The sequence below is a fragment of the uncultured Idiomarina sp. genome (assembly GCF_964010655.1).
Taxonomy (GTDB): Bacteria; Pseudomonadota; Gammaproteobacteria; order Enterobacterales; family Alteromonadaceae; genus Idiomarina; species Idiomarina baltica.
Genome location: NZ_CAXGLS010000001.1, coordinates 120,137 through 142,854 on the forward strand (window position 1 = coordinate 120,137; position 22,718 = coordinate 142,854).

The window sequence follows — 22,718 nt, forward strand, 5'->3', positions numbered from 1 at the left end:
AATATCTTTGGGAAGAGTGCTCGTTAAGAAAGCATGGTTATGGTGCAGTTGCACTTCGAGGGTGCAGTTAAACAAAAGCAAATTGAGTTGAACCGAAGTTACGCAACAGGGATACTTGTATCATGCAACAGCGAAGTAGAGGACTGTACAAATGTTGGTAGGTAATCGCACCAGTGATTTAGTAGGGCAGACGGATTTGTTACGAGTGCACTCACTTTCAGAGCGCAGTGGCAGTAATATTTATTTAAAGTGTGAGTTTCAAAACCCTGGCGGCTCAATTAAGGATCGTGCTGCAAAGCAGCTGATAGAAGACGCTATGGAACGTGGTGAATTGAAGCCGGGTATGACAGTGGTCGAGGGGACTGCAGGCAATACCGGTATTGGGCTGGCATTAGTTGCCAAATCATTTGGTCTTAAAATGCTTGCGGTTATGCCCAATGATCAATCGCCAGAAAAAGAGCGCATGATTGCGTTACACGGCGGCCAGCTTAAGACGGTTGATCCAGTCCCCTTTAAAAACCCTAATCATTTTTATCATACGGCACGTCGTATCGCGGAAGAGCGTGATGACTGTTGGTGGGCTAATCAGTTCGAGAATACGAGTAATGCGCGCGCTCACTATTTGCATACAGGGCCAGAAATCTGGCAACAACTGAATGGTAACATTGATACCTTTGTTTCCGTTGCGGGTACGGGCGGCACCATCGGTGGTAACAGTCGTTATTTCAAGGAGAAAAACCCGAATATTGATGTCTGGCTTGCTGATCCGGACGGCTCTGGGATTTTTGAGTTTTTGCGAACCGGCGAGTATGTTTCGAACGGTAGTTCAATGACTGAAGGCATTGGCATCATGCGCTTGGTGGATAACTTTAAAGAAGCGCGTATCGACCATGCTGTTAACTTACCCGATCAAGATCTCATTAGTATCTCACGGTATGTGCGTGAGCAAGATGGAATCGTCTTAGGGAGTAGCTCAGCACTTAACCTGGCTGCTGCTTATGCAGCGGCGTTGAATGGTCAACGAGGACGTAACATTGTGACGTTTGCTTGCGATCTGGGCGAGCGCTCAGCCAGTAAACTCTACAACGATGATTATCTCAAGCAAAAGGGTTTAACTATTGAACCTGAGCCGATTGAACAGTTAACCGAGCGCTATCAGCATTTAGGTGATCGTCTTATCGAGGTCAATTGGTCAGGAGATGACTCATGAAATGGATGCCAATGGTCGCTGGACTGGCGTTATCGTGGTCTTTATCGGTCTCAGCACAAGCGGATAACTCGACTGAACAGTTGACTGTCGAACCCGTCATTGTCCCCGAGTTCATCGATATTGCCCATCGTGGTGCGTCAGGCTATCTACCTGAGCATTCTCAGGCAGCAACCGTTATGGCTCACGCCTTAGGCGCGGACTATATAGAGCAAGATGTGCAGTTGAGCCGTGACGGTAAGGCTGTCGTCTTGCATGATGCCCAACTTGATGCGGTAACGAATGTCGCCAAAGTTTTTCCGGAGCGGCATCGCCCCGATGGCAGTTATTATGTGGTCGACTTCACACTTAATCACTTAAAGCAGCTAAGCCTCACGCCACGCCGAAACAGTGATGGGGCTGCGCGTTATCCTCAGCGGTTTCAAAATAATCAGGTCGACTTCAAAATTCAAACTTTAGCTGAGTCACTGAATCTGATTCAGGAACTCAATCGTGTTAGAAATAAGAACACAGGTGTATACATTGAGGTAAAAGCCGCGCGTTGGTATCGCGATCAGGATTATGATCCGCTAGCAGTGGTGATGAATGTGCTAAGCAAAAACGGTTATTCGGATCAGCAACAAGCGACACCTATCTATCTTCAGTCGTTTGATCCCGAAACGCTTAGACGAGTGAAACGAGAATTTCATTGTGATTTTCCGTTGGTACAGTTGATTGCAGACAATGCTTGGGGCGAGACGCCTATTGATTACGATGCACTGAGAACTTATGCGGGCTTAGAGTCCTTAACTTCTTATGTCGATCATGTTGGTCTGTGGATAGGCCACGTACTCAAGGAAGTTAAAGACGGCCAACCTGTCTGGACTGATGTGCTCACGAATGCCGAAAAAGTCGGGCTTAAAGTGCACGTTTATACATTGCGCGCTGACCAACTGCCTCAAGGCGTTGAGTCGCTCAAGCAATTAAGAGGTTGGTTAAAAGAAGCCGGTGTACAAGGGGTATTTAGTGACTTTCCGGATCAAAAGTAAGCCGCATTTTTAAACCATCCGTACCGTCATCATAATAGTCGACCAGTATATCAACGGTCTCGAACCCCAACGATTGGTAAAGTTGGATGGCTTGCTTGTTATCCAACTTTACCTCTAATGATAATCCATGCCGACCTTGTTGACGTTGTGCTTCAATCACTTCGTTAACTAACCGCTTAGCTACGCCTCGGCCGCGAAACGCGGGCGCGACAGCAATGGAATAAATACGTGCATAGCGACTATTGCGTCGAGTTAAAATGACCGCATAACCCGCCAGCTGTTCTGCACTGTCTTTGGCAAGCAAGATGGAGGCAGCAGGACTTTGCAGCAGACGTATAAAGTTGCGTCGGCTGATACGAGAGTAATCAAAAACTTCATTCTCGAGCTCGACAAGCGCAGTGATATCACTGCGCTGGCACGGATGAATCGTAATACGGCAGTTAGTGTTCATCTAACCGGCGCCCAAAATCAGCCATAATTAAACGGTACAATTCATACCCAAGCAACTTATCTTCAACACCGGACTCGATAGATGGGTTGTCGTTGATTTCAATGATCACGGGGCCTTTTTGCGTCATCTTCACATCAACGCCGTAAAGCCCATCACCAATCAGCTTGGTTGCTTGCAATGCGAGTTTAACCACCTCTTTGGGTGCTTGATGAACGCCATAGGTTTCAAAAGAGCCACTTTTAGCTCGGCTTGATTCACTATGGTTATAGATTTGCCAGTGATTGCGTGCCATAAAGTACTGGCATGCGTATATCGGGCGGTTATTGAGTACACCAATGCGCCAGTCGTACTCGGTTTTTAAAAATTCTTGAGCTAATAGAATAGTCGACTGCTCAAATAAGCGTTCAGCCGCCGCCTTAAACTCAGCCTCATCTTCGACCTTTTCTACGCCGATAGAAAACGAGCCATCCGGAATTTTTAATACTACCGGATAACCGAGTTGTTCGCCCAGTTCTTTATAGTCGATATCAGACTGCAACAATAGCAACTCGGTCTTAGGTGTCGCGACATGATGCTTATCAAGCAGTTCCTTTAGAAATACTTTATTGGCGCATTTCACGATCGAATCGGGGTGGTCGATGACGACCATACCGTTTGCTTCAGCTTTTTTTGCAAAGTGATACGTGTAATGGCTGATCTTAGTTGTCTCGCGAATAAACAGCGCATCAAATTCAAGCAACCGGTTGTAGTCATCCACGGTGATAAGTTCCGCTTCAATGTCACATTCTTTGGCGGCTTTAATAAATAAGTTGAGTGCTTTTTTATCGCTCGTCGGGATAGCTTCATCAGGGTTATAAAGAATTGCTAAATCATAGCGATATTCTTTTTTGGCGCGAGCTTTACGCCAAACGCGTTTATTAAATAAGTCCAATGACTCGCCAAATAAAGTTTGCTCGTCATCATTCAGGTCAGCAAGCCGCCCAGCGCTCAAGGACTGAATCAACCAGCGATCATTTTCCTTGATGAAGTTGATATTAATAATTGGGCACGGATACCGATCAAATAGTTGTCGCGCCAAGTGCTTTAATGGCTCGACCGATGTTTGTCCGAAACAGACGACGAGCTGCATAGTACTGCCAGTCTGCTTAGCAAGATACTTGCTTGCTGCCTTATCGACTGGGTTTGCTAACAGCTGATAATGATTAAAGTTGTTTAAATCATTAATGGTGTTAACTGATGGCAAAACGCGCTGTCCACGTGCTTCTGCCAACAAGCTGACATAGTAGCCTGTTGATAGATAGCTTAGGTCGTCACATAAGTTAAGAATGTGGCTTTTGCCCGCAGCCGGTGTTTGTAGGTACTCATTGGCTGTTAGCAATGACTGACTCGGATAATACGGCTGCCAATCGCTGATATCATTGATAATTAATTGAACTTGTTGTTGCATGAGTGGGTATATCTCTTTAATGAAAAGCTTTTATAAAAACATAACAGCTTATTTGCTTTAGGCACGAATCAAACACTATATTAGTTAAAAATAATTCAAAAGGATGTCGCCATGCTTACGTTATTAGCGCGAATACTGAAAGCGCTAAACTCAGAAACGAGCGCCCGCTCATTGGCCATTGCGGTGGTGTTGGGCATGTTTCTAGGATTAACGCCACTGTGGCGTGTTCATAACTTAATTATCTTACTTGCAGCCTTGATTTTCCGAGTCAATTTATCACTGTTTTTGGTCTCGTTCGCTGTGTTTTCGGGGCTCGCCTATTTACTCGATCCGATGTTTCACAGTTTTGGCGAATCTATACTCAGAGCCGACAGTTGGCAAGCAATTTATGAAGCTGTTTACGCGACGGCCATTGGACGTGTTTCGCTGTTTTATCACACGATTACGATGGGAAGCTTTATTTTCAGTCTCATCGTTAGTCCCATCGTTTGGGGGACGACTTACTACATCGTGATTAATTACCGCAAACGGATTCAGGCAACGTTTAATAAGCTAAAAATCGTGCGCGTTCTCAAGGGGAGCCGGCTGTGGCAAGTATATTCGGATTTAAGAGGTTGATATGAGTAAGAGTATCATTAGATGGCCTGGGCTCGGCGCGTTTTTTGTTGTGTTAGGCACTCTGGTTTTATTGTCTTGGCTATTTTTAGACACCATTTTGAAATTTACGTTTGAACAGACTCTCGGACGCTTGAACGGTGCTGAAGTGAATGTAGCGGAGGTGTCTCACCAGTGGTCACCTGTCCGGTTGACGTTGACAGGGGTGCAAATTACTGACCCTAATCAGCCAGAATTAAACCGTGTGCAGGCTGAACGTATCAGTGGTGATGTGAGTCTGAGCGAGCTAATTCTTGGTCGTGTATTAATGGAACAGCTCGACGTAACCGGCGTACGTTTGGCACAAAAACGTGAGTCACCCGGTGAGGTCTATGTATCTATTAATAAAGATCAGGTCAAAAGTTGGGCTTCGGATGGTTGGTCGTCAGTTAAGGCTAAACTGCCTTCGACCGATGAGATTGTCGCGCAAGTCGGTTTGCAGACTGAGGACGTGATCGCGACGACTAAGCAAAAGGTTAAGCAACAAGAGACTGAATTTAAGCAAGCTCGCGATCAGTTGCCTAAAAAGGAAAAAATTGAACAATATAAACAGCAAATAGAACAACTGACATCGGGCAAGGTTGAAGGACTCGGTGATATTGCCGAGCGTAAAAAGCAACTCGATGAGTTGAAACAACAAATTCGACAAGATAAAGAAGCGGTTGCGCAATTTAAAGAGGAACTTGAGCAAAGCATTGATACGGTGAAGACTCAGCTCAGCGAAGTGAAAGCGGCGCCGGGTAACGATATCGACCGTATTCGATCGTTCTTCCAGCTCAATGAGACGGGTATTCAAAATGTGACAGGCTTATTGCTCGGTGAGGAAGCCAAGAAATGGAGTCATTATGTGTTACTCGCCTATGAGCAGATTGCACCGATGCTTGCACGGGCAGATGATAGTCAAACCATTGAAAAAGCGCGTGGTATGGGCGAGAACATCAGTTTTGCCGAGCAGGATGCAGCGCCCGAATTATTAATCAAAAAGGCACGCACGGAGATTCTGATTGCAGGCACAAAAGTGGATGTCAACTGGGAAAATATTACTTATCAGCATGACTTATTGGGTCAGTCTACGACTTACCAAGCCCGTGCAGATAATGCATCACTGTGGCGCTCATTTAACTTGAATGGTGAGCTAGCGCTGTTGCCCAGTGGGATTGACGCAAAACAGCAGTGGCAGTTAAAAGGTGCACAGTTGAGTAATATCGGCCTAGTTAATAACAGTGAGATAGCGGCATCACTCATTTCTTCGGTGCTAGATAGCGACGGCTCAGTGCGGGTGAAAGGCAATGAACTCGACGGTTCAGCACTGGTTAAATTGCTTGATTTAAAAGTCGATGCGTCAGGAACGAGCAAAATTACTAAGGCGATTGCTAACGCCTTGGGTCAACTTAATCGGCTCGATGTGAATACTGAGGTGGGCGGTAGTATCGTGAGCCCGAATCTCTCGCTGAATTCCGATTTAGACGATCAGCTTGGACAAATGCTCTCGCAAGCGGCACTCGGCGAGGCTTCAGAAAAACTGCAGTCGATTAAGCAAGACTTGATGGCAAAAGTTAACGAGCAAATGGGCGGTGAAGAAGCATTCTTGAATCAGCTCGGTGACTGGCAAGGGCAGTCCGACAGTTTAGATAAGCAACTCGAGGAGCTGCTTAAGTCTAAAATTGAGGATTCCTTGAAAGATAAGTTGAAGGGCCGCCTGTTCGGCGGCTCCTAAATATTATTGGTTCAAAAACTGCGCTAACTTAGCGGCTTTTGATTGAATCGAGAAAAGACCATTGAGGTGGCCCCATGGCCCCTCGATGTATTCTAGCTCTGACTGTTTACCCAGATCGTTTAACATCGCATTGGCATGCTCAGCCATGTACGGCATGAGCAATAAGTCATTACTCGACGGCAAGAATAGCGACTTCGCTGTTACATTAGCTAACCCCTGTTCTAAGGTTTTTTTATGGCCTGCAATAAAAAGCTGGTTAGCCCTTACCAAATAGAGAATATGGTTGGCATCAGCTAAGGGGGCACGTGCCCGACTGCTGTCGAATAGCCACTTTGCCGCTGGTAGTTGATTGTTCACGGTTTTAAGTCCATCGGCAGGCAATGTCGGTTGCTGAGGGGCACTTTGATTGAAGATCTCGGGGTGCATAGCGCCATGCGTAATCATCGCCTGCGCCATAGTAACGCCATCAAGAGGAGCGTCATGGTCGTAATAATCACCATCACGCCAGTTCGGGTCTAGCTTTATAGCTTGTGACCACATTTCGAGCCCGGCAATGGTCCACGCATCCATTTTTGCGGTGCCGATGACCGAAACCATCCGGTCGACCCAGTTTGGATAGGCGGATGCCCATTCGATAGCCTGCAGTGAGCCCATGGATGCACCTACTACGGCGTGGAGTTTGTTAATTCCTTTTGACTCAAGCAATGCTTTTTGAACGTTGACGAAGTCGCGAATAGTGACCACAGGAAAATCAAGACCGTAGGGCTTGCCTGTATCTGGGTTGATACTGGCCGGTCCGGTGGTAATGACACTCGGTAGATTCGGGTAAGCGTTAACTAAAGAATCGACACTTACGACGTAGAATTTATTGGTATCGATTGCCTTCCCAGGGCCAATAATGGCATCCCAGTAGCCCGCTTGCGGATCATTAGGCGTATATTTTCCCGCCGCATGACTGTTGCCAGAAAAGAAGTGAGTAATAAGAATTACGTTATCTTTAGCCTCATTAAGCTCACCGTAAGCCTCCCACCCGACAGTGACATCCTTGATGGTTTCTCCTCCCACCGTGGTGTAGTTGTCCATTTGAAAGCTTTGTTTCTCTACGAGTAGCGGTTCTTGCGCCTGCGTGATTGAAATAAACAAACCACAGAGCGCAACGAGGCTCAGCTTGGCAGTTTTTAGTGTACTCATGATGCGTTCTCCAGTAAGAAATTTTGATACTGTGTTCTAAGGTCAGTTTTGAGGAGTTTACCCGTACCGGTGTGCGGTAACTGTTCGACGAGCAAAATAGCGTCAGGCATCCACCAACGTGCGATTTTCCCGGTCAAGAAGTCTTTGATTTCTGTTTCATCAATTGTTTTACCCGCATTAGGCACGATAAGTAGCAATGGGCGTTCATCCCACTTAGGGTGTTTAACACCAATAACACAGGCTTCATTCACTGCGGGGTGTTGGCTGGCAATATTTTCGATATCAAGCGAGCTTATCCATTCACCGCCGCTTTTAATGACATCCTTCTTGCGGTCAACGACTTTCATAAAGCCCTCTGGATCAATTACGGCAATATCGCCTGTCGCTAACCAACCGTCTGGGAAGCTTGTCAGATCATCGTTGCGAAAGTACTGGCTGGCAATCCAATGGCCTCGTACCTGCAACTCGCCGCGTGTTTCACCATCATGGGGGAGAGGGTTGTTATCTAAATCGACGATACGCGCTTCAGAACCAAATACCGGACGACCGGCAGTGGTCTGAATCCGATATTGTTCTTCCTTGGTACGCGTCAATATGTCGCGAGTAGGCGGGGCTGAGTACACCAAGGGTCCTGTTTCTGTCATACCCCAAATCGGCTGCCAGTAGACGTCATAAACCTGATCGTAGGTTTTAACGAGCCCCAGCGGGGAGGCCGCGCCGCCGACACAAACACGCTTTAAGGTGGGTATCGACTGCTTTGATTCTGATAAATGATTGTGCAGAGTGAGCCAAATAGTCGGCACGCCTAAGCCAACGCTGACTTGTTCTTGCCTAATAAGTTCGCTCATTACCTCGCCTGATGTACCGTCGCCACTGAACACTAATTTACTGCCCGCAAGGGGGGCCGCGTAAGGCGCACCCCATGCAGCGACGTGATACATGGTCACCATCGGCATTAGGACAGTGTCTTCATCAAGTGCAAGCATATCCTTCCCCATTGTTGCTTGCGCATGTAGTACCATGGCGCGATGGGAAGCGAGTACGCCTTTCGGATGCCCCGTGGTACCTGATGTATAACACAGCAGAGCTGCACTCTGCTCATCTATATCTGGCCATTCATATGCTGGCGCATTAGAGGCAAGCAGGGCTTCATAATTATAAAGGTTATTGAGCTTAGGCTCGGGCATTTGGTCTTCATCGACCATCACGATAACCCCTTTTACATGCTTGAGTTCTGGCGCTATTTGCTCAAGTATCGCTAAGAAGGATATATCAACAAAGACCCAGGTGCTCTCGGCATGGTTTAAGATCCAAGCGATTTGTTCCTCGAATAAGCGCGGGTTGACCGTGTGCATTACCGCGCCGATACCACTGACCGCGTAGTATAACTCCATATGACGATAGGTATTCCATGCGAGGCTAGCGACGCGTTCACCGGGCTGAATACCTAATTGGTTGAGCCCATGTGCCAATTGGCACGTGCGTTGATAACACGCTTGATAATCATAGCGATGACGGTCGCCTTCGAGACGACGTGTGACGATTTCTTGATGTGGGTAACGGGTTGCTGCGTAGCGCAAAATATCAATAATTTGTAGCGGTCGCTGCATCATATTGCCAGAAAGTTCTGTAGTTAACATCGTTTTAGCCTCTTAATTAAAACAGCATGAAGAGTGCGATAGCTAAGCTGAGTCCGATCAGCGGTACGGCGACGGTGACAGCCGCCACTGCCGGATATGCATCTTTGTGACTCTGCTTACAGATGGCGCGAATAGTTGTGACCACATAACCGTTGTGTGGCAATGAGTCGAGTGCGCCTGATGATATTGAAACAATACGGTGTAGCTGTTCGGGGTTAACGCCTGCATCCATGTAGTGGGGACCGACTTCGGGTAGGGCAATGGCTTGTCCACCCGAGGCAGAACCTGTTAAGCCTGCGATCACACTGACAGCAACGGCAGCACCGACCAGCTCGTTACCCGGTAGATTAGTCATGGCATTAACGGCGGTATCAAATGCGGGCGTGATTTTGGCGATACTACCAAACCCAACCACAGCTGCTGTATTGCCGATAGCGACAAGCGCCCCCGTTGTCGCGTCTGAAATCGCCAACTGAGGCTTGTGGAAGTAATTGTAGTTGATAATCGCAATAGCAATTACGCCACCGAGTAGCGCGACAATAAGCGCGTTTTGAGCGAGTTGCTCGTGAAATGAAAACGAGAGTCCCAATACGACCAGTAGCGGGACTAAACTTGCCAAAGGATTGGGTAAATCGCGCTTAAGTAATACCGGATCGTGCTCTTGTGCTTCAAAATGTTCGCCACGCGCGACAGCGCGATTGATAATCTTGGTTAGCCACCAATAACCGAATACCGCCATAAAAACAGCGACGATTAAACTGACTTCCCAAGCCGCGTAAGGTGAGGTACCTAAATATTTAATCGGAATCCAGTTTTGAATTTCGGGTGAACCCGCCGAGGTCATGGTGAAGGTAACTGAACCAAACGAAAGTGCAGCAGGAATAAAGCGACGTGGCAAGTTAGCGTCTTTAAATAGACTGAGTGCCATAGGGAAAACTGAGAAAGCGACCACGAACACGCTCACACCACCGTAAGTCAAAATAGCGCAAGCTAATACGACGGCTAATACGGCTTGTTTTTTACCTAGTCGGTCGATAATCCATTTAGCCACACTGTCTGCCGCGCCGGTATCTTCCATGAATTTACCGAACATGGAGCCGAGTAGGAACATAAAGAACCAGGCTGCGACAAAGCCGGCAAATCCATCCATATAGGCGGCGACAAAGTTGACATCGCCAGTGAATAACGGGATACCGCTACACAAAGCGACGACAACCGCACACAGCGGTGCACTGATAAAGAGGTTCATTCCTCTTAATGTGAGTACAATGAGCAGCAGTAAACCGCCCACTAATCCAATCATACTTAACATGAAATACCTCGCAACGAGTTAATAACGGGCCATGTTCTGGTCGTTGCATGGCTCTATTGTGCGTGAACGCGTGGAGTTAACCCATAGTACTATGGTACAGATCACTTTTTTAACATTTTGCGCTAGGTTATTTAACAGCCATGATTCTGGTGCGTGATGCACGGCCAATAATTGCAATAACAATGACAATAAATGTCAGGGGAAACACCATGAACAACCAAGGATTTAAACTTTCGCTGTTAACACTAGCGATGACAGGTGCGCTCAGCAGCGCATCGGTGTGGGCGCAGGACAACGCCAAACAAGAGGAACAACAAGCATCCGATAAACTTGAGCGTATTGAAGTCACTGCTCGTCGGACTAACGAAAGTTTGCAAGAAGTGCCCGTAGCTGTCAGCGCATTTGGTGAGCAAGAACTCGAGCGAGACGGCATCGAAGATATCACTGAATTACAGTACAAGATGCCCAATACGACCTTTCAGGTCAGTCGCGGAACCAACTCAACGCTGACAGCTTATATCCGTGGGATTGGACAACAAGACCCATTGTGGGGCTTTGAACCCGGCGTCGGTATCTACATTGATGACGTCTATGTTGCTCGTCCGCAAGGTGCTGTACTCGAAGTGCTTGATGTGCAACGTGTTGAGGTATTACGCGGTCCTCAGGGAACCTTGTATGGTAAAAACACCATTGGCGGGGCAATGAAATACGTGACGCGTGACTTAACAGGTTACGATGAGTTTGAGATAAAAGGGACTATAGGCACCTATAATCAGACGGATTTGAAAGTATCTGGCCAGACAGCGCTTAGCAATAACTTTTACGTGGGCGGCGCGTTTGCTACGCTCAATCGCGATGGTTATGGCGAATTTGTAAATCTTGGCGCTGATAACTACAACAAAGAGCTAATGACTGGACGTTTTAATGCGCGTTGGCTTGCCGCGAAAAACGTTGACGTAAAGTTTGCCGCTGATTGGACTCAAGATGACTCAAACGCGCGCGGGGGTCATCGTTTGATGCCTTCTTTACTGAGCGATGAACCTTATCTTGATGATGTCTTTGATTCATATACTGCAATGCCCATTGATAATTCGGTTGAAACCGAAGGGTACTCGCTGACTGTCGATTGGGATGTCAACGCGCAGTGGGGATTTAAATCAATCACTGCTTATCGTGAAGGAAGCACTGACACCAATATCGACTTTGACTCAACGGTTAACCCCGTATTATTGGTCCCAGCTTATTACGATGATGACCAAACCACTCAAGAGTTTCAGTTAACTTATTCTGACGGTCGTCTAGATTTCATTGGTGGGCTATATCTATATGACGGCACGGCCTGTGGTGTGTTTGGTACCGTGCTGGGTCTACTGGATTTGACAATCGATAACGGTGGCTGTGTCGATACCACCAGCGAAGCGGTGTTTGGACAAGCGAGCTATCAGCTGGATGAGCAATGGTCTGTTACCGTGGGCGGTCGCTATACGCGAGACGAAAAGGATGCTGACGTATATCGCTACACTTATGCCGGCGTTAAGTTCTTAGATAGAGGTGATTACTCGGCTGACCCTATTGTGGTTAACTCTGACTTCAATACTAAAGAAGACTGGAGTAAGTTCTCTCCGCACGCCAGCGTGAGCTACCAAATGACGCCTGAGTTAATGTGGTATGCGAGCTACAGTAATGGCTTTAAGTCGGGTGGTGTTGATATGCGTGCCGACGTGAGTCTCAACCCAGATGCGGCGAACCCTTACGATCCTGAAATTGTGGACACTTTTGAAGTAGGTGTTAAGAGTGAATGGTTGGACAGCCGGTTACGCTTAAACGGTGCGGTGTTCTATTCAGACTATCAGGACATGCAAGTAACCGTTCAACGCGCTGTTGAAACAGGGGGCGTGGCGTCACAAGTGCTGAACGCGGCCGACTCAACTGTTCAAGGATTTGAGCTAGAAGGTACATTTGCGGCCACTGAGACCTTAAACTTTACCGGTTCACTTGGCTATATTGATGCAGAGTTCGATGAAGTGGCATTTTTTAATCCACAGACTCAGCAAGTCGAGGACGTATCAAACACGTGGTCGTTTGCCAATACACCTAAGTTAACTGCGAACCTTGGGTTCACCAAAGAGTTTATTCTCGATAGTGGCTCATTAATTTGGTCGACGTCGGTGTCATATCGCGATGATACACAGATTTTTGAAGTGCCATCACCGTTGGATGAAGAAGCCTATAGCTTGGCAAACACAAGTCTAGTCTGGTATTCAACCAGTGGACAATGGAATGTCGGCTTACATGCTAAAAATGTGTTCGATAAAGAGTATCGTCTAGCAGGCTATAATTTCGGTTCCACGTTTGGTGAGAACATTGTTACGGGTTACTACGGCGATCCGCGTACCGTGTCACTCTCGGTTGGTTACCGTTTTTAATATTCGATAAAGCAACCGTGCCAGCGCGGGCAATGCTCGCGCTGGCATATTTCCTTAAAACTGGTTAGCATGGTGGCATCAACAAATGCTTAACACGGTATTTAGGTCCATGGCACGCGCCATCATTGCAGATGATCACCCGATCTTTCGCGCCGCAATTAAACAAGCGCTTGGCGAAACGCTTGAATCCGAAGTTCTCGAGGCTTCTAGCTTCACTCAGTTAGAGTCATTACTCAAACAAAACCCGCAATTAGAATTGGTGTTCTTGGATTTGTCGATGCCTGGCAATGAAGGGCTGACAAGTTTAACGTTATTACGAAGCCAATTTCCCGATGTCTTAGTTGTTATTGTTTCTGCGAATGAAAACGCCCATATTATAAGACAGGCAATGGCATTGGGGGCGAGCGCTTATATTCCTAAATCGGTGCCCTTACCCGAGTGGGCGGCCGCGGTGGAAACGGTATTAGCAGGAGATAACTGGCTACCCGAAGGACTCGTTGACTTGACCGAGACGGACCAAGAGGTGGTGAACTTTGCACGCAGTCTCGAAAGCTTAACGCCGCAACAGCTAAAAGTGCTTAAAGCGATTGCAGATGGTCGCTTGAACAAGCAAATTGCGTTTGATTTAGGTGTACAGGAAACCACTATCAAGCAACATGTTTCAGCGATTTTAAGAAAACTCCATTGCGTAAACCGTACTCAAGCAGGGATTCTTTTCCGGCAGATGTTATCCGCCTCGGATACGCTTGAGTAAGCGTTTTAGTGCGCCGACTTTAAGTGGCTTTGGAATAAAGTATGCTTCAACGGCCATCGCGGCCTGACGCACCGATTCGGTTGGATCAGCTGAGTTGATGATAGCAGGCGTATCGCTTCGCCAGTGTGTCCGCAACTGTTGTATGGCATTGACCCCTGTTTGACCATGGTTTAAATGGTAATCAGCGAAAATTAAATCACAGGGTGCGAGTGAATGAATATCGCTGATATCCTCGGCAGTAACCACCTGAGCACCCCATCCTTTTAAAAGAGCGCTGGTTGCAAAGAGCACTTGCGGGTCATTATCGATGACTAAAACGCGGAATTCGTTCAGTAATAGCTCCTGGGTGTCAACCTCCTCCCCGAGGTTAAGACTTGAGGGCGCGTTTGCAACTGGGAGTGCGGTAAAAGTAACTCCAAAGCCTGTACCTTTGCCAACCACAGAGCGTAATGTGAGAGGTAAGTTCATGAGGCGACAAATACGTTCAACGATCGATAAACCAAGTCCTAGCCCGGGATTGTCTGTCTCACTTTGTAGTTGGTGAAACTCTTGAAAAATTTCTCGTTGTTTATGTTCTGGTATACCAGGACCGGTATCAATAATCCAAACGGTGATTTGTTCACCTCTACGCTTGCAGCCCACGCTAACCCGCCCACTGTGTGTATAACGAAGCGCGTTGGATAACAAGTTCTGAAACACTCGTGTCAGTAATCGGCGATCGCTGCGAATTCTTACCCGACTGTCGAGATAGTGAAACGCTAAGTGCTTCTCTTGCGCCATAAACCGATAGCGCTCTACTAACGGGCTCAAGACCGAGTTGAGTTCAAACGTTTGATATTCGGGTGTAAGGTGTCCACTATCGAGTTTTGTCATGTCGAGCAGCATCGTAAGTAGTTCCTCTGCTTGCTCTAACGACTGCTTTAGATGGTTGGTAATTGGACGTTGCGCGTCGGTTGATTTAGTCACGAGTATATCGGTAAACAAACTGGCGGCATTGAACGGTTGCATCAGGTCGTGGCTTACTGCGGCAAAGAATCGCGATTTACTCCGATGCGCATATTCTTCTGCCTGCTTCGCAAGTAATAACTGCTCAGTACGCTCTGCGACGCGCTGTTCAAGCTCCTCATTAATCTGTCGTAATTGATCTTGAGCAACCACCTTTTCAGTAATGTCGCTGTAGGTGGTTACAAAACCGCCACCTGGCATTGGGTTGCCATGCAGTTCAATGATTCGCTCACCTTGCTGGCGCTGGTATGAATAAGCACTGCCTGAGCGTAAGTAATCAAGCCGTTTTTGAATTTCTCTTTCGACATCACTCTCCTGAGAACTCAGCATACCGCGTTGGGCGTTAAAGCGCAGAAGTTTCTCGACGGGAATACCGGTTTCTAATATCCCATCTGGATAAGCAAAAATCTCTGCATAGCGCTGATTCCATGCGACTAAGCGAAGCTTTTGATCGATGACACTGATGCCTTGAGGAATATTTTCCACGGATGCTTGTAATAACTCCCGATTGAATCGATAGAGTTTTGATGCTTCGGCGGCCCAATCGACCATCCGATCAACAGATAGCGAACCCTGTTCGGATACAGACTCCAGTAATAATCGGCTTGCAGAGGTACCGATAACGGCTGACAGTTCGCGTTCGACACGCACCATGACATCCGCAGGCACGATTGCGTGGTTATCCTGTGAGAAGAGATCGATATCGAGTCGACGTTGGATAATGCGTAATTGTGCGTCTGTATAAAAAGTAGATAGAACGGTATAAAGTTTAGCCCAAGTTAGACGACTCGACTCGATGGAATCTCTGATCGCGGGGACGGCGGTTTGAGGCATTTGTGGCCGAAGCATAGAAATAAGCCAGAACACAGAGAAGTTTAACGTTAAACTCAAGACCACGCCATCGGCAAGCTCGGTGTCGAGCATGGGTTGCGTGGTGTTTAACGCCGGCAGCAACAACTGCCAAATCCAAATGCTCCATCCCATGAGTATCCCAGCACCGACGCCCAAACCGCTGGCTCTTGGCCACAGTACCGTTGCAAGAATACCGGGCGCCAATTGGGCAAGTAGCGCTAATGCAATCAACCCCGAGTTAACCAGCGGCAATGAATCCAAAGTGAGCTGATAATAGCCATAAGCTAATAACATGACCAAAATAATGGTAACGCGTCGGATGTTGAGTACTAAGCGGGGCGACAGTTTTCGCCGCGGATGCTTAAATAAATGCAGCCAACTTGGAATGACGACATCATTTGACATCATGATGCTAAGCGCTAATAGCGCAATGAGTACCATGCTTGTTGACGCTGACAAACCGCCAATAAACGCGACAATACTGATATCCGGGCGATCGGCGATAATGGGAAGCGCTAGCATAAACATATCGGTATGTGCGTATTCAGGGGCGAGGACTAAGCCGGCGAGTGCGATGGGTAAAATAAAAAAGTTGATAGCAAATAAGTAAAGGGGAAAGGCCCACCGGGCCGCTTTTAGTTCATCAGGGTGGTTGCACTCAATATAGCCGACGTGGAATTGACGTGGGAGGCAAAACATCGATAACGCCCCCAGACACGCGTGCACAATGAAAATATAGACGCCATCTGGGCGCCCTTCTAAAATGGAAGTGACGGAAGGTATTGCCAAACTTTGCTGAGCAAGATCGAGCATGCCATCAAATAGTGACCAACAAGCAAAAACGCCGACTATCATAAAAGCAACCAACTTTACGATAGATTCAAAGGCGACAACGTCCATCAAGCCATTATGTTGCTCGGCTAAAGACAGCCGACGCGTACCAAATAAAAATGCAAAGCTCACCATGGCAAGTGTGACCAACAAGGCTAAGTCAAAAAACGTATTTGAACCTGTTGCGACTCCTGTCAGGGTCGTTACACTCGCTGTTACAGCCCGCAGTTGTAGTGAGATATAGGGTACAACGGCGACAAGCGCAGTGATTGCAATAAACCCCGAGAGTATTGAGGAGCGCCCAAAGTGACTTCCGACTAAGTCAGCAATTGACGTAATATTCTGTTGCTTGCAATAGCTGAGTAAACGCAACTGAAGACGGTGAAAAATCAGGAAAACTAAAATAGCTCCGACGTAGGTCGGGGCAAACGACCAACCATAAATAGCAGACTGCGTGACGGTGCCAAAAAACGCCCAAGAAGTGCAATGAACGCCTTGAGCTAGCGCATAACGATAAGGTTTTACGCGCTTTCTACTGAGGTTGTCACCGCGATAGGCGATAAAGAACAATAAGCACAAATAAGCGACGGCAACGGTGATGATCCAACCGATAGATAACATGGCTAGTGGTGCTCATACTCTTTAAATACGGGGAGCGACCACTGGTATTTGATAGCCCCGAGTCGGACGACTAAGGTTACCAGCATACTCGCCACTAATGCGGTTACAGGGAAGTAGGGAACAAGCACTGTATAAATTGTAGCGCCTATGATGCATGTCGTTGCATAGAGTTCACTTTTTAATACCATGGGAACATCACGAGCGAGCACATCTCGTAACATGCCGCCAAAGCACGCTGATACGGTTCCCATAATAACAGCGATAAAGGGCGTAAAGCCGGCTGCGAGGGTCTTCTGTGCGCCCATGGTCGCGAAAAATGCTAAACCAAAAGCATCGGCCACTAATAATGTGTTGATAGGAATATAAGACTTAAATCTTAGCCAAATGATAGTAAGCAAGGCGGCCGCGATAATGACGTAAATGTAAGTTGGGTCGTGTGTCCAAAACACCGGAAGGCCTAAAATCAGGTCGCGCGTTGTGCCCCCACCAATGGCGGTTGCGGAGGCGAGAATGATAACGCCAAAGCCGTCCATTTTTTTACGGAACGCAAGTAATGTACCTGCTACCGCAAATACCGCGACACCTGTTAAGTCGGTAAGGTAAAATAAGAGATCAATTGAGGACATTTTAGTCTTGGCGCTTTCGCAGATAAAATAAAGCCAACAGTGCCATAGATGGGACGAGAAATGTAGCAGTTTTTAGGTCACCACAGTATTATATTGTAGTTGACGACGAGAATGCTTAAGGACTAGCAAGCTATGGATATATCCGATATTAAAACACAACATGTTGATGACTCGTTGGATAAGCAGCAAGCTGCGGTTCCTATGTTGGTAATTGCGCTTCACCCAAATCTCAACCGAGTGGGAGAAGTCGCGCCATTACTCGACTTAGATCGTGAGGGTCGTAGCTATGTTAGTCGTAATCGTCCTGAATTCTCAAAAAGCGGATATGCAGGTAAACCGCTGGCTGATCAACACATCAGCCGCTCACCTCTAATCATTCAAAAAGACTCTGATGAGTTGTTCCGTGTTCGCGCTCACAGTACGAGTACGGAAGTTTCGATCCCAGGCCGTTCGCTTCAGCAAGAGTACCTGTTAACGGCCGACGATATGCATGAGGGCGTTATTTTGACCTTGAGTCAGAAGGTCGTACTCATTTTAAAGTTTTTACCTCTGCAACACATGATTGTTCCTGATGACAACATGATTTTAGGTATTAGTCCCGATATTGCGGCGGTGAGAGATAAAGCAAAAAATATTGCACGACTCAGCCTACCGGTCATGATTCGAGGAGCAGCAGGTGTTGGTAAAGAGCACGTTGCACGCAGTATTCACGAGTACAGTGATCAAGCCAATGAACCGTTCATTTCAGTGAATGTCGCCGCGATACATGATGCGGTTGCCGAAGAAGAGTTATTTGGCGTGGTTCGCAATGGTCAGAGAAAAAGAGGCTGGTTGGAGCAAGCAGGCAGTGGAACGATACTGTTAGAAGACTTAGAGGACGCCTCAGAAAAAGTCCATGAACTGATATTTAAGGCGTTTAAAGCCCAGAAAGTATTGGCAGTAAATGATGCTAACTCGGTCGCCCTAAAGTGTCGATTCATGCTGACAAGCACTTACGACAACTGTCCAGAAAATAAAAGCTCGGTCTTGTGGCGATTAAATAATTTGTTGTCAGCTTATCAGTTCTTTGTTCCGAACCTGGTCGACCGGCGAGAAGACATCGGTTTGTTATTTTATCACTTTGTCGCTGAACAGTGGGCGCGCGTTCATGCGGAGAAGGCGATGACAGCCGAGGTCCCTACTGACTTAGTCGTACAGTTGTTAATGTTTAATTGGCCTGGGAATGTGCGACAACTGCGTAACGTTGCGCGACAGATTGTCATTGATAGCCGTGATAAAGAGAGCCTATATTTGGATCCGCAGCTGATTAATATTCTTGCAAACAAACAAGAATCAGCAGCGCAAACCAGCAGCAAAAAAGTGACAAAATCGCGTAAGCCTAACAGTGTCAGCAAAGATGAACTCATCGAGTCTTTACAGAATAACCGCTTTGAGTTGCAAGCAACTGCACGGGAACTGAACATATCCCGAGCCTCTGTTTATCAGCTTATTCAGCGCTTCGATGGGATTCAAACAGCGCAGGATTTAGATGAGATGACGATTCGAGAGCACTATGAACGGTACAATGGTGATACAGAAAAAATGATGTGGGCATTGAAAGTATCCCAAGTAGGTTTGAGGCGTCGGCTTAAAGCGATGGGTTTAGCAATATAGGTTGAAAGTTAGGCATATTAAACACGGCAAAAATCCGATAAACTGTGCGGCCAGCACTTGCAATTAAGAAATCAGCCCTCATCTGAAATGGGTGGCGTTAAAATATTATAAAGCAACATCAATTGAGGAAACATTATGAGTTTTTTTATTAGCCCTGCGTACGCGCAAGATGGTGCAGCTGCTCAAGGTGGCGGCATGGAATTGATCATCATGCTGCTATTATTCGGTTTGGTATTTTACTTTCTGATTTACCGTCCACAAGCGAAGCGTATGAAGCAGCATAAAGAGCTCATTGGCTCGCTGAGCAAGGGTGACGAAGTACTCACTCAAGGCGGCATGGTTGGCAAAATTACTAAAGTGAGCGATGACAAAGATTTTATCGTCATCGCGCTGAGTGAAGAAATGGAAGTGACAGTACAAAAAGCAGCTGTAACCTCTGTTCTTCCTAAAGGTACAATGAAGTCTCTCTAATAGAAAATGTAAGGTAGGCACGACGTGTTAAATAAATACCCGTTGTGGAAAAACCTGCTCGTTATTTTCGTTATTTTGTTGGCAGCGCTGTATGCGCTGCCTAACATTTACGGCGAAGATCCCGCAGTACAAATTTCCGCAGATCGTCAAGCAACAGTAGATGCCGCAACGCTTGATCTAGTTCGCGAAACGCTTAAGTCAGAAGACATCTCACCTAAATCGATTGCGCTTGAGCAAGAACAAGTACTCGTACGACTGAGCTCCGATAAAGAGCAACTACAAGCGCGTGAAGCTCTCAATAAGCGCTTAGGTGAGCACTATATTGTTGCCCTTAACTTGGCACCAGCAACGCCGAGTTGGTTGAAAAGTATTGGTGCTGAACCCATGAAATTGGGCCTAGATTTACGTGGTGGCGTTCATTTCTTGATGGAAATCGATATGAACGAAGCCATGCGCAAGATCTTAGATGGTATGAAAGATACTATTCGTAGCTCTCTGCGCGAGGAGCGTATTCGTTACACTAATGTGAGCGTTGAAGATAATGCCATTAACGTTGAGCTTCGTTCAGATGAAGACTTTCAACAGGCAGAGCAGTATTTAGATGGTCGTTATCAAGGCTATCAAATGGTTGTCGATGCAGAAACCAATACTGTAACCATGCGAATGACCGAGCAAAAACTCGCGGAAACGCGTGATTATGCGGTGTCGCAAAACATTACTATCATGCGTAATCGGGTTAACGAGCTTGGTGTTGCGGAGCCTGTTATCCAGCGTCAAGGCGCAAATCGCATTGTCGTGGAATTGCCTGGCGTGCAGGATACAGCGCGTGCTAAAGAAATTTTGGGTGCGACAGCGACGCTCGAGTTTCGCATGGTAGATACCGAAAATGATGTACGAGATGCAGTCAATGGTCGAGTACCGTTTGGTAGTGAGTTACTCCCTTCGCGTAATGGCGGTCCACAGCTGTTAAAAGAGGATGTGATTCTAACAGGCGACCATATTGTTAATGCGGGCGTTGGTTACGACGAATATAACCGTCCTCAGGTAAATATCGAGTTGGATGGTGTTGGCGGTGACAAGATGTCATTGGCGACCAAAGACAATGTCGGCAAACCAATGGCTACGGTATTCATGGAGTATGAATCAACCGGCGAACGCGATGCTGAGGGTAACCTGCAATTTAATAAGAAAGCAGAAGTCGTCAGTGTGGCAACAATTCAATCTCGTTTAGGTAGCAGCTTCCGTATCACCGGTGTAGGTCCGCAAGAAGCGCAAAACCTTTCACTCTTGCTCCGTGCGGGTGCGTTGATTGCGCCGATTCAAATTGTTGAAGAACGGACAGTGGGTCCGAGTTTAGGTCAACAAAATATCGATGCAGGTACTCAAGCGATTATTTGGGGCTTGGTGTTAGTGCTCCTATTTATGGTTATCTATTACCGTAAGTTTGGTCTTGTTGCTGACATGGCTTTGGCAGCTAATATCGTGCTTATCATTGGTGTTATGTCGATGATACCGGGTGCAACGCTCACTCTTCCTGGTATGGCAGGTATCGTTCTGACAGTCGGTATGGCGGTCGATGCTAACGTGCTGATATTCGAACGTATTCGCGAGGAAATACGCGCTAAGCGAAGTCCGCAACAAGCGATTCATCATGGTTATGATAGTGCCTTGTCGACCATCGCTGATGCGAACATTACCACGTTGATCGCTGCGATTATCCTCTTTGCCGTAGGTAATGGCCCGGTTAAAGGATTCGCCATTACATTGGCGATCGGTATTATCACTTCGATGTTTACTGCAATAGTAGGCACGCGAGCGATAGTAAACTCCGTATGGGGTGGTAAGCGTTTAAGCAAGTTATCAATTTAGGGTGAATGATGAGACAGTTTATTAAAACAAAAGAACGCATAGGATTCATGCGCTTCCGTGGAGTATTCGCGCTCATCAGTGGCTTGCTCCTTATCGCGTCAATTGTTTCGTTATCGGTAAACAAACTTAACTTTGGCTTAGACTTTACTGGCGGAACGCTTATTGAAGTCGGTTTTCCACAAGCGGCTGAGCTTGATCAGGTTCGCAGTACGCTTGAAGCCGGTGGTTTTGATGATGCCGTGGTGCAGAACTACGGCACCCAGCAAGATTTATTGATCCGATTGGCACCTAGAGAGGGTGTAAAAGCGGAGGAGCTGGGAACACAAATTTTAACGACCCTGCGTGAAGGAATTGATAATTCCATCGAAATGCGTCGGATCGAATTTGTGGGACCTAACGTGGGTGACGAATTTGTCGAACAGGGCGGGTTAGCGATGCTGACCGCGTTGATATGTATCTTGATATACATCGCAATGCGTTTTGAATGGCGTTTGGCTGTTGGTGCTGTTTCAGCACTCGCGCACGATGTTATTTTAACCCTAGGTTTGTTCTCGGCTTTGGGTCTCGAGTTTGACTTAACCGTGTTGGCGGCACTTCTTGCGGTGATAGGTTACTCAATTAACGATACTGTGGTTGTCTCGGACCGCGTACGTGAGACGTTCCGTAAGTACGCTAAGTTGACACCAACGCAGGTTATTAACCGAGCGTTAACGGATACCATGAGCCGTACGTTGATTACCTCATTAACCACTATTTTGGTGTTGTTGGCGCTGTTCTTTGTTGGTGGACAGTTGATCCATGGCTTTGCTACTGCGCTATTATTTGGTGTGTTTGTCGGTACTTATTCGTCAATTTTCGTAGCAAGCAGCGTAGCGTTATCGTTAGGTGTTAGCCGTGACGATTTGATGCCAACAGAAGTCGAAAAAGAAGGTGCGGATCAAGATCCGCTGCAATAGTTCATAG

Annotated in this window: 17 protein-coding genes; 10 read left to right on the forward strand and 7 right to left on the reverse strand. The window is 47.0% G+C overall.

Translation table 11 applies throughout. The annotated features are described in order from the left end of the window. Positions 1-151: 151 nt before the first annotated feature. Together ABNS04_RS00545 and glpQ are read left to right on the forward strand one after the other, a co-directional pair. Positions 152-1,210 carry a cysteine synthase A gene (locus tag ABNS04_RS00545; protein ID WP_272977974.1) on the forward strand — a complete coding sequence of 353 codons (1,059 nt, stop codon included), beginning with the start codon at positions 152-154 and terminating at the stop codon, positions 1,208-1,210. Next, positions 1,207-2,235 carry a glycerophosphodiester phosphodiesterase gene (gene glpQ, locus ABNS04_RS00550; protein WP_272977975.1) on the forward strand — a complete coding sequence of 343 codons (1,029 nt, stop codon included), beginning with the start codon at positions 1,207-1,209 and terminating at the stop codon, positions 2,233-2,235. Before ABNS04_RS00545 ends, glpQ begins: the two co-directional genes overlap by 4 nt. On the opposite strand, the gene ABNS04_RS00555 is transcribed toward glpQ, so the two are convergent. Then, positions 2,210-2,686 carry an N-acetyltransferase gene (locus ABNS04_RS00555; RefSeq protein WP_006956388.1) on the reverse strand — a complete coding sequence of 159 codons (477 nt, stop codon included), beginning with the start codon at positions 2,684-2,686 and terminating at the stop codon, positions 2,210-2,212. The two genes, glpQ and ABNS04_RS00555, sit on opposite strands and share 26 nt — an antisense overlap. Continuing rightward, a complete protein-coding gene (locus ABNS04_RS00560; protein WP_272977976.1) occupies positions 2,676-4,133 on the reverse strand; it encodes a RimK family protein in 1,458 nt (485 codons plus the stop codon). The genes ABNS04_RS00555 and ABNS04_RS00560 overlap by 11 nt, the downstream gene beginning before the upstream one ends. 111 nt (positions 4,134-4,244) lie before the next feature. Here ABNS04_RS00560 and ABNS04_RS00565 point away from each other — a divergent pair, with 111 nt between their 5' ends. Next, on the forward strand, positions 4,245-4,751 hold the full coding sequence (locus tag ABNS04_RS00565) for a TIGR03546 family protein (RefSeq protein ID WP_006956386.1): 507 nt from the start codon (positions 4,245-4,247) through the stop codon (positions 4,749-4,751). A gap of 1 nt (position 4,752) precedes the next feature. Then, entirely contained in the window at positions 4,753-6,504 is a 1,752-nt protein-coding gene (locus ABNS04_RS00570) for a TIGR03545 family protein (RefSeq protein ID WP_272977977.1), read from the forward strand. 3 nt (positions 6,505-6,507) lie between these two features. Here the strand turns inward: ABNS04_RS00570 and ABNS04_RS00575 are convergent, their stop codons facing one another. From ABNS04_RS00575 to ABNS04_RS00585, 3 genes are read right to left on the reverse strand one after another with little or no spacing between them, the layout of a single operon-like run. After that, positions 6,508-7,695 (reverse strand): homoserine O-acetyltransferase, encoded by a 1,188-nt coding sequence (locus ABNS04_RS00575; protein ID WP_272977978.1) that lies wholly within the window; start codon positions 7,693-7,695, stop codon positions 6,508-6,510. Further along, the gene (locus tag ABNS04_RS00580) at positions 7,692-9,335 is read right to left on the reverse strand and encodes a long-chain fatty acid--CoA ligase (protein WP_272977979.1); all 1,644 of its coding nucleotides are present in this window, start codon (positions 9,333-9,335) and stop codon (positions 7,692-7,694) included. The genes ABNS04_RS00575 and ABNS04_RS00580 overlap by 4 nt, the downstream gene beginning before the upstream one ends. Before the next feature lie 16 nt (positions 9,336-9,351). Continuing rightward, on the reverse strand, positions 9,352-10,647 hold the full coding sequence (locus ABNS04_RS00585; RefSeq protein ID WP_272977980.1) for an SLC13 family permease: 1,296 nt from the start codon (positions 10,645-10,647) through the stop codon (positions 9,352-9,354). Between the two features lie 209 nt (positions 10,648-10,856). On the opposite strand from ABNS04_RS00585, the gene ABNS04_RS00590 reads away from it, so the two are divergent. Continuing rightward, positions 10,857-13,073, forward strand: coding sequence for a TonB-dependent receptor (locus ABNS04_RS00590; protein ID WP_272977981.1), 2,217 nt, complete (start codon positions 10,857-10,859; stop codon positions 13,071-13,073). 109 nt (positions 13,074-13,182) lie between these two features. Then, a complete protein-coding gene (locus ABNS04_RS00595; protein WP_006956378.1) occupies positions 13,183-13,827 on the forward strand; it encodes a response regulator transcription factor in 645 nt (214 codons plus the stop codon). On the opposite strand, the gene ABNS04_RS00600 is transcribed toward ABNS04_RS00595, so the two are convergent. Both ABNS04_RS00600 and ABNS04_RS00605 read right to left on the reverse strand, forming a co-directional pair. Continuing rightward, complete coding sequence (locus ABNS04_RS00600; protein WP_272977982.1) at positions 13,801-17,136, reverse strand: PAS domain-containing hybrid sensor histidine kinase/response regulator; 3,336 nt, start codon at positions 17,134-17,136, stop codon at positions 13,801-13,803. The genes ABNS04_RS00595 and ABNS04_RS00600 overlap by 27 nt on opposite strands. A gap of 2 nt (positions 17,137-17,138) precedes the next feature. Beyond that, a complete protein-coding gene (locus ABNS04_RS00605) occupies positions 17,139-17,753 on the reverse strand; it encodes a trimeric intracellular cation channel family protein (protein WP_083773273.1) in 615 nt (204 codons plus the stop codon). 141 nt (positions 17,754-17,894) lie between these two features. Between ABNS04_RS00605 and ABNS04_RS00610 the strand changes: the two genes are divergently transcribed. From ABNS04_RS00610 to secF, 4 genes are all read left to right on the forward strand, one after another. After that, positions 17,895-19,415 carry a sigma 54-interacting transcriptional regulator gene (locus tag ABNS04_RS00610; protein WP_272977983.1) on the forward strand — a complete coding sequence of 507 codons (1,521 nt, stop codon included), beginning with the start codon at positions 17,895-17,897 and terminating at the stop codon, positions 19,413-19,415. Positions 19,416-19,550: 135 nt separating this feature from the next. Further along, positions 19,551-19,886, forward strand: coding sequence for a preprotein translocase subunit YajC (yajC, locus tag ABNS04_RS00615; protein ID WP_006956373.1), 336 nt, complete (start codon positions 19,551-19,553; stop codon positions 19,884-19,886). Between the two features lie 24 nt (positions 19,887-19,910). Continuing rightward, complete coding sequence (gene secD / locus ABNS04_RS00620) at positions 19,911-21,755, forward strand: protein translocase subunit SecD (protein ID WP_272977984.1); 1,845 nt, start codon at positions 19,911-19,913, stop codon at positions 21,753-21,755. A gap of 8 nt (positions 21,756-21,763) precedes the next feature. After that, positions 21,764-22,711: a protein translocase subunit SecF gene (secF, locus tag ABNS04_RS00625; protein ID WP_006956371.1), complete on the forward strand. Its 948-nt coding sequence runs from the start codon at positions 21,764-21,766 to the stop codon at positions 22,709-22,711. Positions 22,712-22,718 lie beyond the last annotated feature (7 nt).

Excerpts from the sequence above, each read along its gene's own strand:
- ABNS04_RS00575 (WP_272977978.1), bottom strand. The coding sequence starts at position 7,695 with ATGAGTACACTAAAAACTGCCAAGCTGAGCCTCGTTGCGCTCTGTGGT.
- ABNS04_RS00565 (WP_006956386.1), top strand. The coding sequence starts at position 4,245 with ATGCTTACGTTATTAGCGCGAATACTGAAAGCGCTAAACTCAGAAACG.
- ABNS04_RS00560 (WP_272977976.1), bottom strand. The coding sequence starts at position 4,133 with ATGCAACAACAAGTTCAATTAATTATCAATGATATCAGCGATTGGCAG.
- glpQ (WP_272977975.1), top strand. The coding sequence starts at position 1,207 with ATGAAATGGATGCCAATGGTCGCTGGACTGGCGTTATCGTGGTCTTTA.
- ABNS04_RS00580 (WP_272977979.1), bottom strand. The coding sequence starts at position 9,335 with ATGTTAACTACAGAACTTTCTGGCAATATGATGCAGCGACCGCTACAA.
- ABNS04_RS00595 (WP_006956378.1), top strand. The coding sequence starts at position 13,183 with ATGGCACGCGCCATCATTGCAGATGATCACCCGATCTTTCGCGCCGCA.
- ABNS04_RS00600 (WP_272977982.1), bottom strand. The coding sequence starts at position 17,136 with ATGTTATCTATCGGTTGGATCATCACCGTTGCCGTCGCTTATTTGTGC.
- ABNS04_RS00545 (WP_272977974.1), top strand. The coding sequence starts at position 152 with ATGTTGGTAGGTAATCGCACCAGTGATTTAGTAGGGCAGACGGATTTG.
- secF (WP_006956371.1), top strand. The coding sequence starts at position 21,764 with ATGAGACAGTTTATTAAAACAAAAGAACGCATAGGATTCATGCGCTTC.
- ABNS04_RS00585 (WP_272977980.1), bottom strand. The coding sequence starts at position 10,647 with ATGTTAAGTATGATTGGATTAGTGGGCGGTTTACTGCTGCTCATTGTA.
- yajC (WP_006956373.1), top strand. The coding sequence starts at position 19,551 with ATGAGTTTTTTTATTAGCCCTGCGTACGCGCAAGATGGTGCAGCTGCT.
- ABNS04_RS00555 (WP_006956388.1), bottom strand. The coding sequence starts at position 2,686 with ATGAACACTAACTGCCGTATTACGATTCATCCGTGCCAGCGCAGTGAT.
- ABNS04_RS00610 (WP_272977983.1), top strand. The coding sequence starts at position 17,895 with ATGGATATATCCGATATTAAAACACAACATGTTGATGACTCGTTGGAT.
- ABNS04_RS00590 (WP_272977981.1), top strand. The coding sequence starts at position 10,857 with ATGAACAACCAAGGATTTAAACTTTCGCTGTTAACACTAGCGATGACA.
- ABNS04_RS00570 (WP_272977977.1), top strand. The coding sequence starts at position 4,753 with ATGAGTAAGAGTATCATTAGATGGCCTGGGCTCGGCGCGTTTTTTGTT.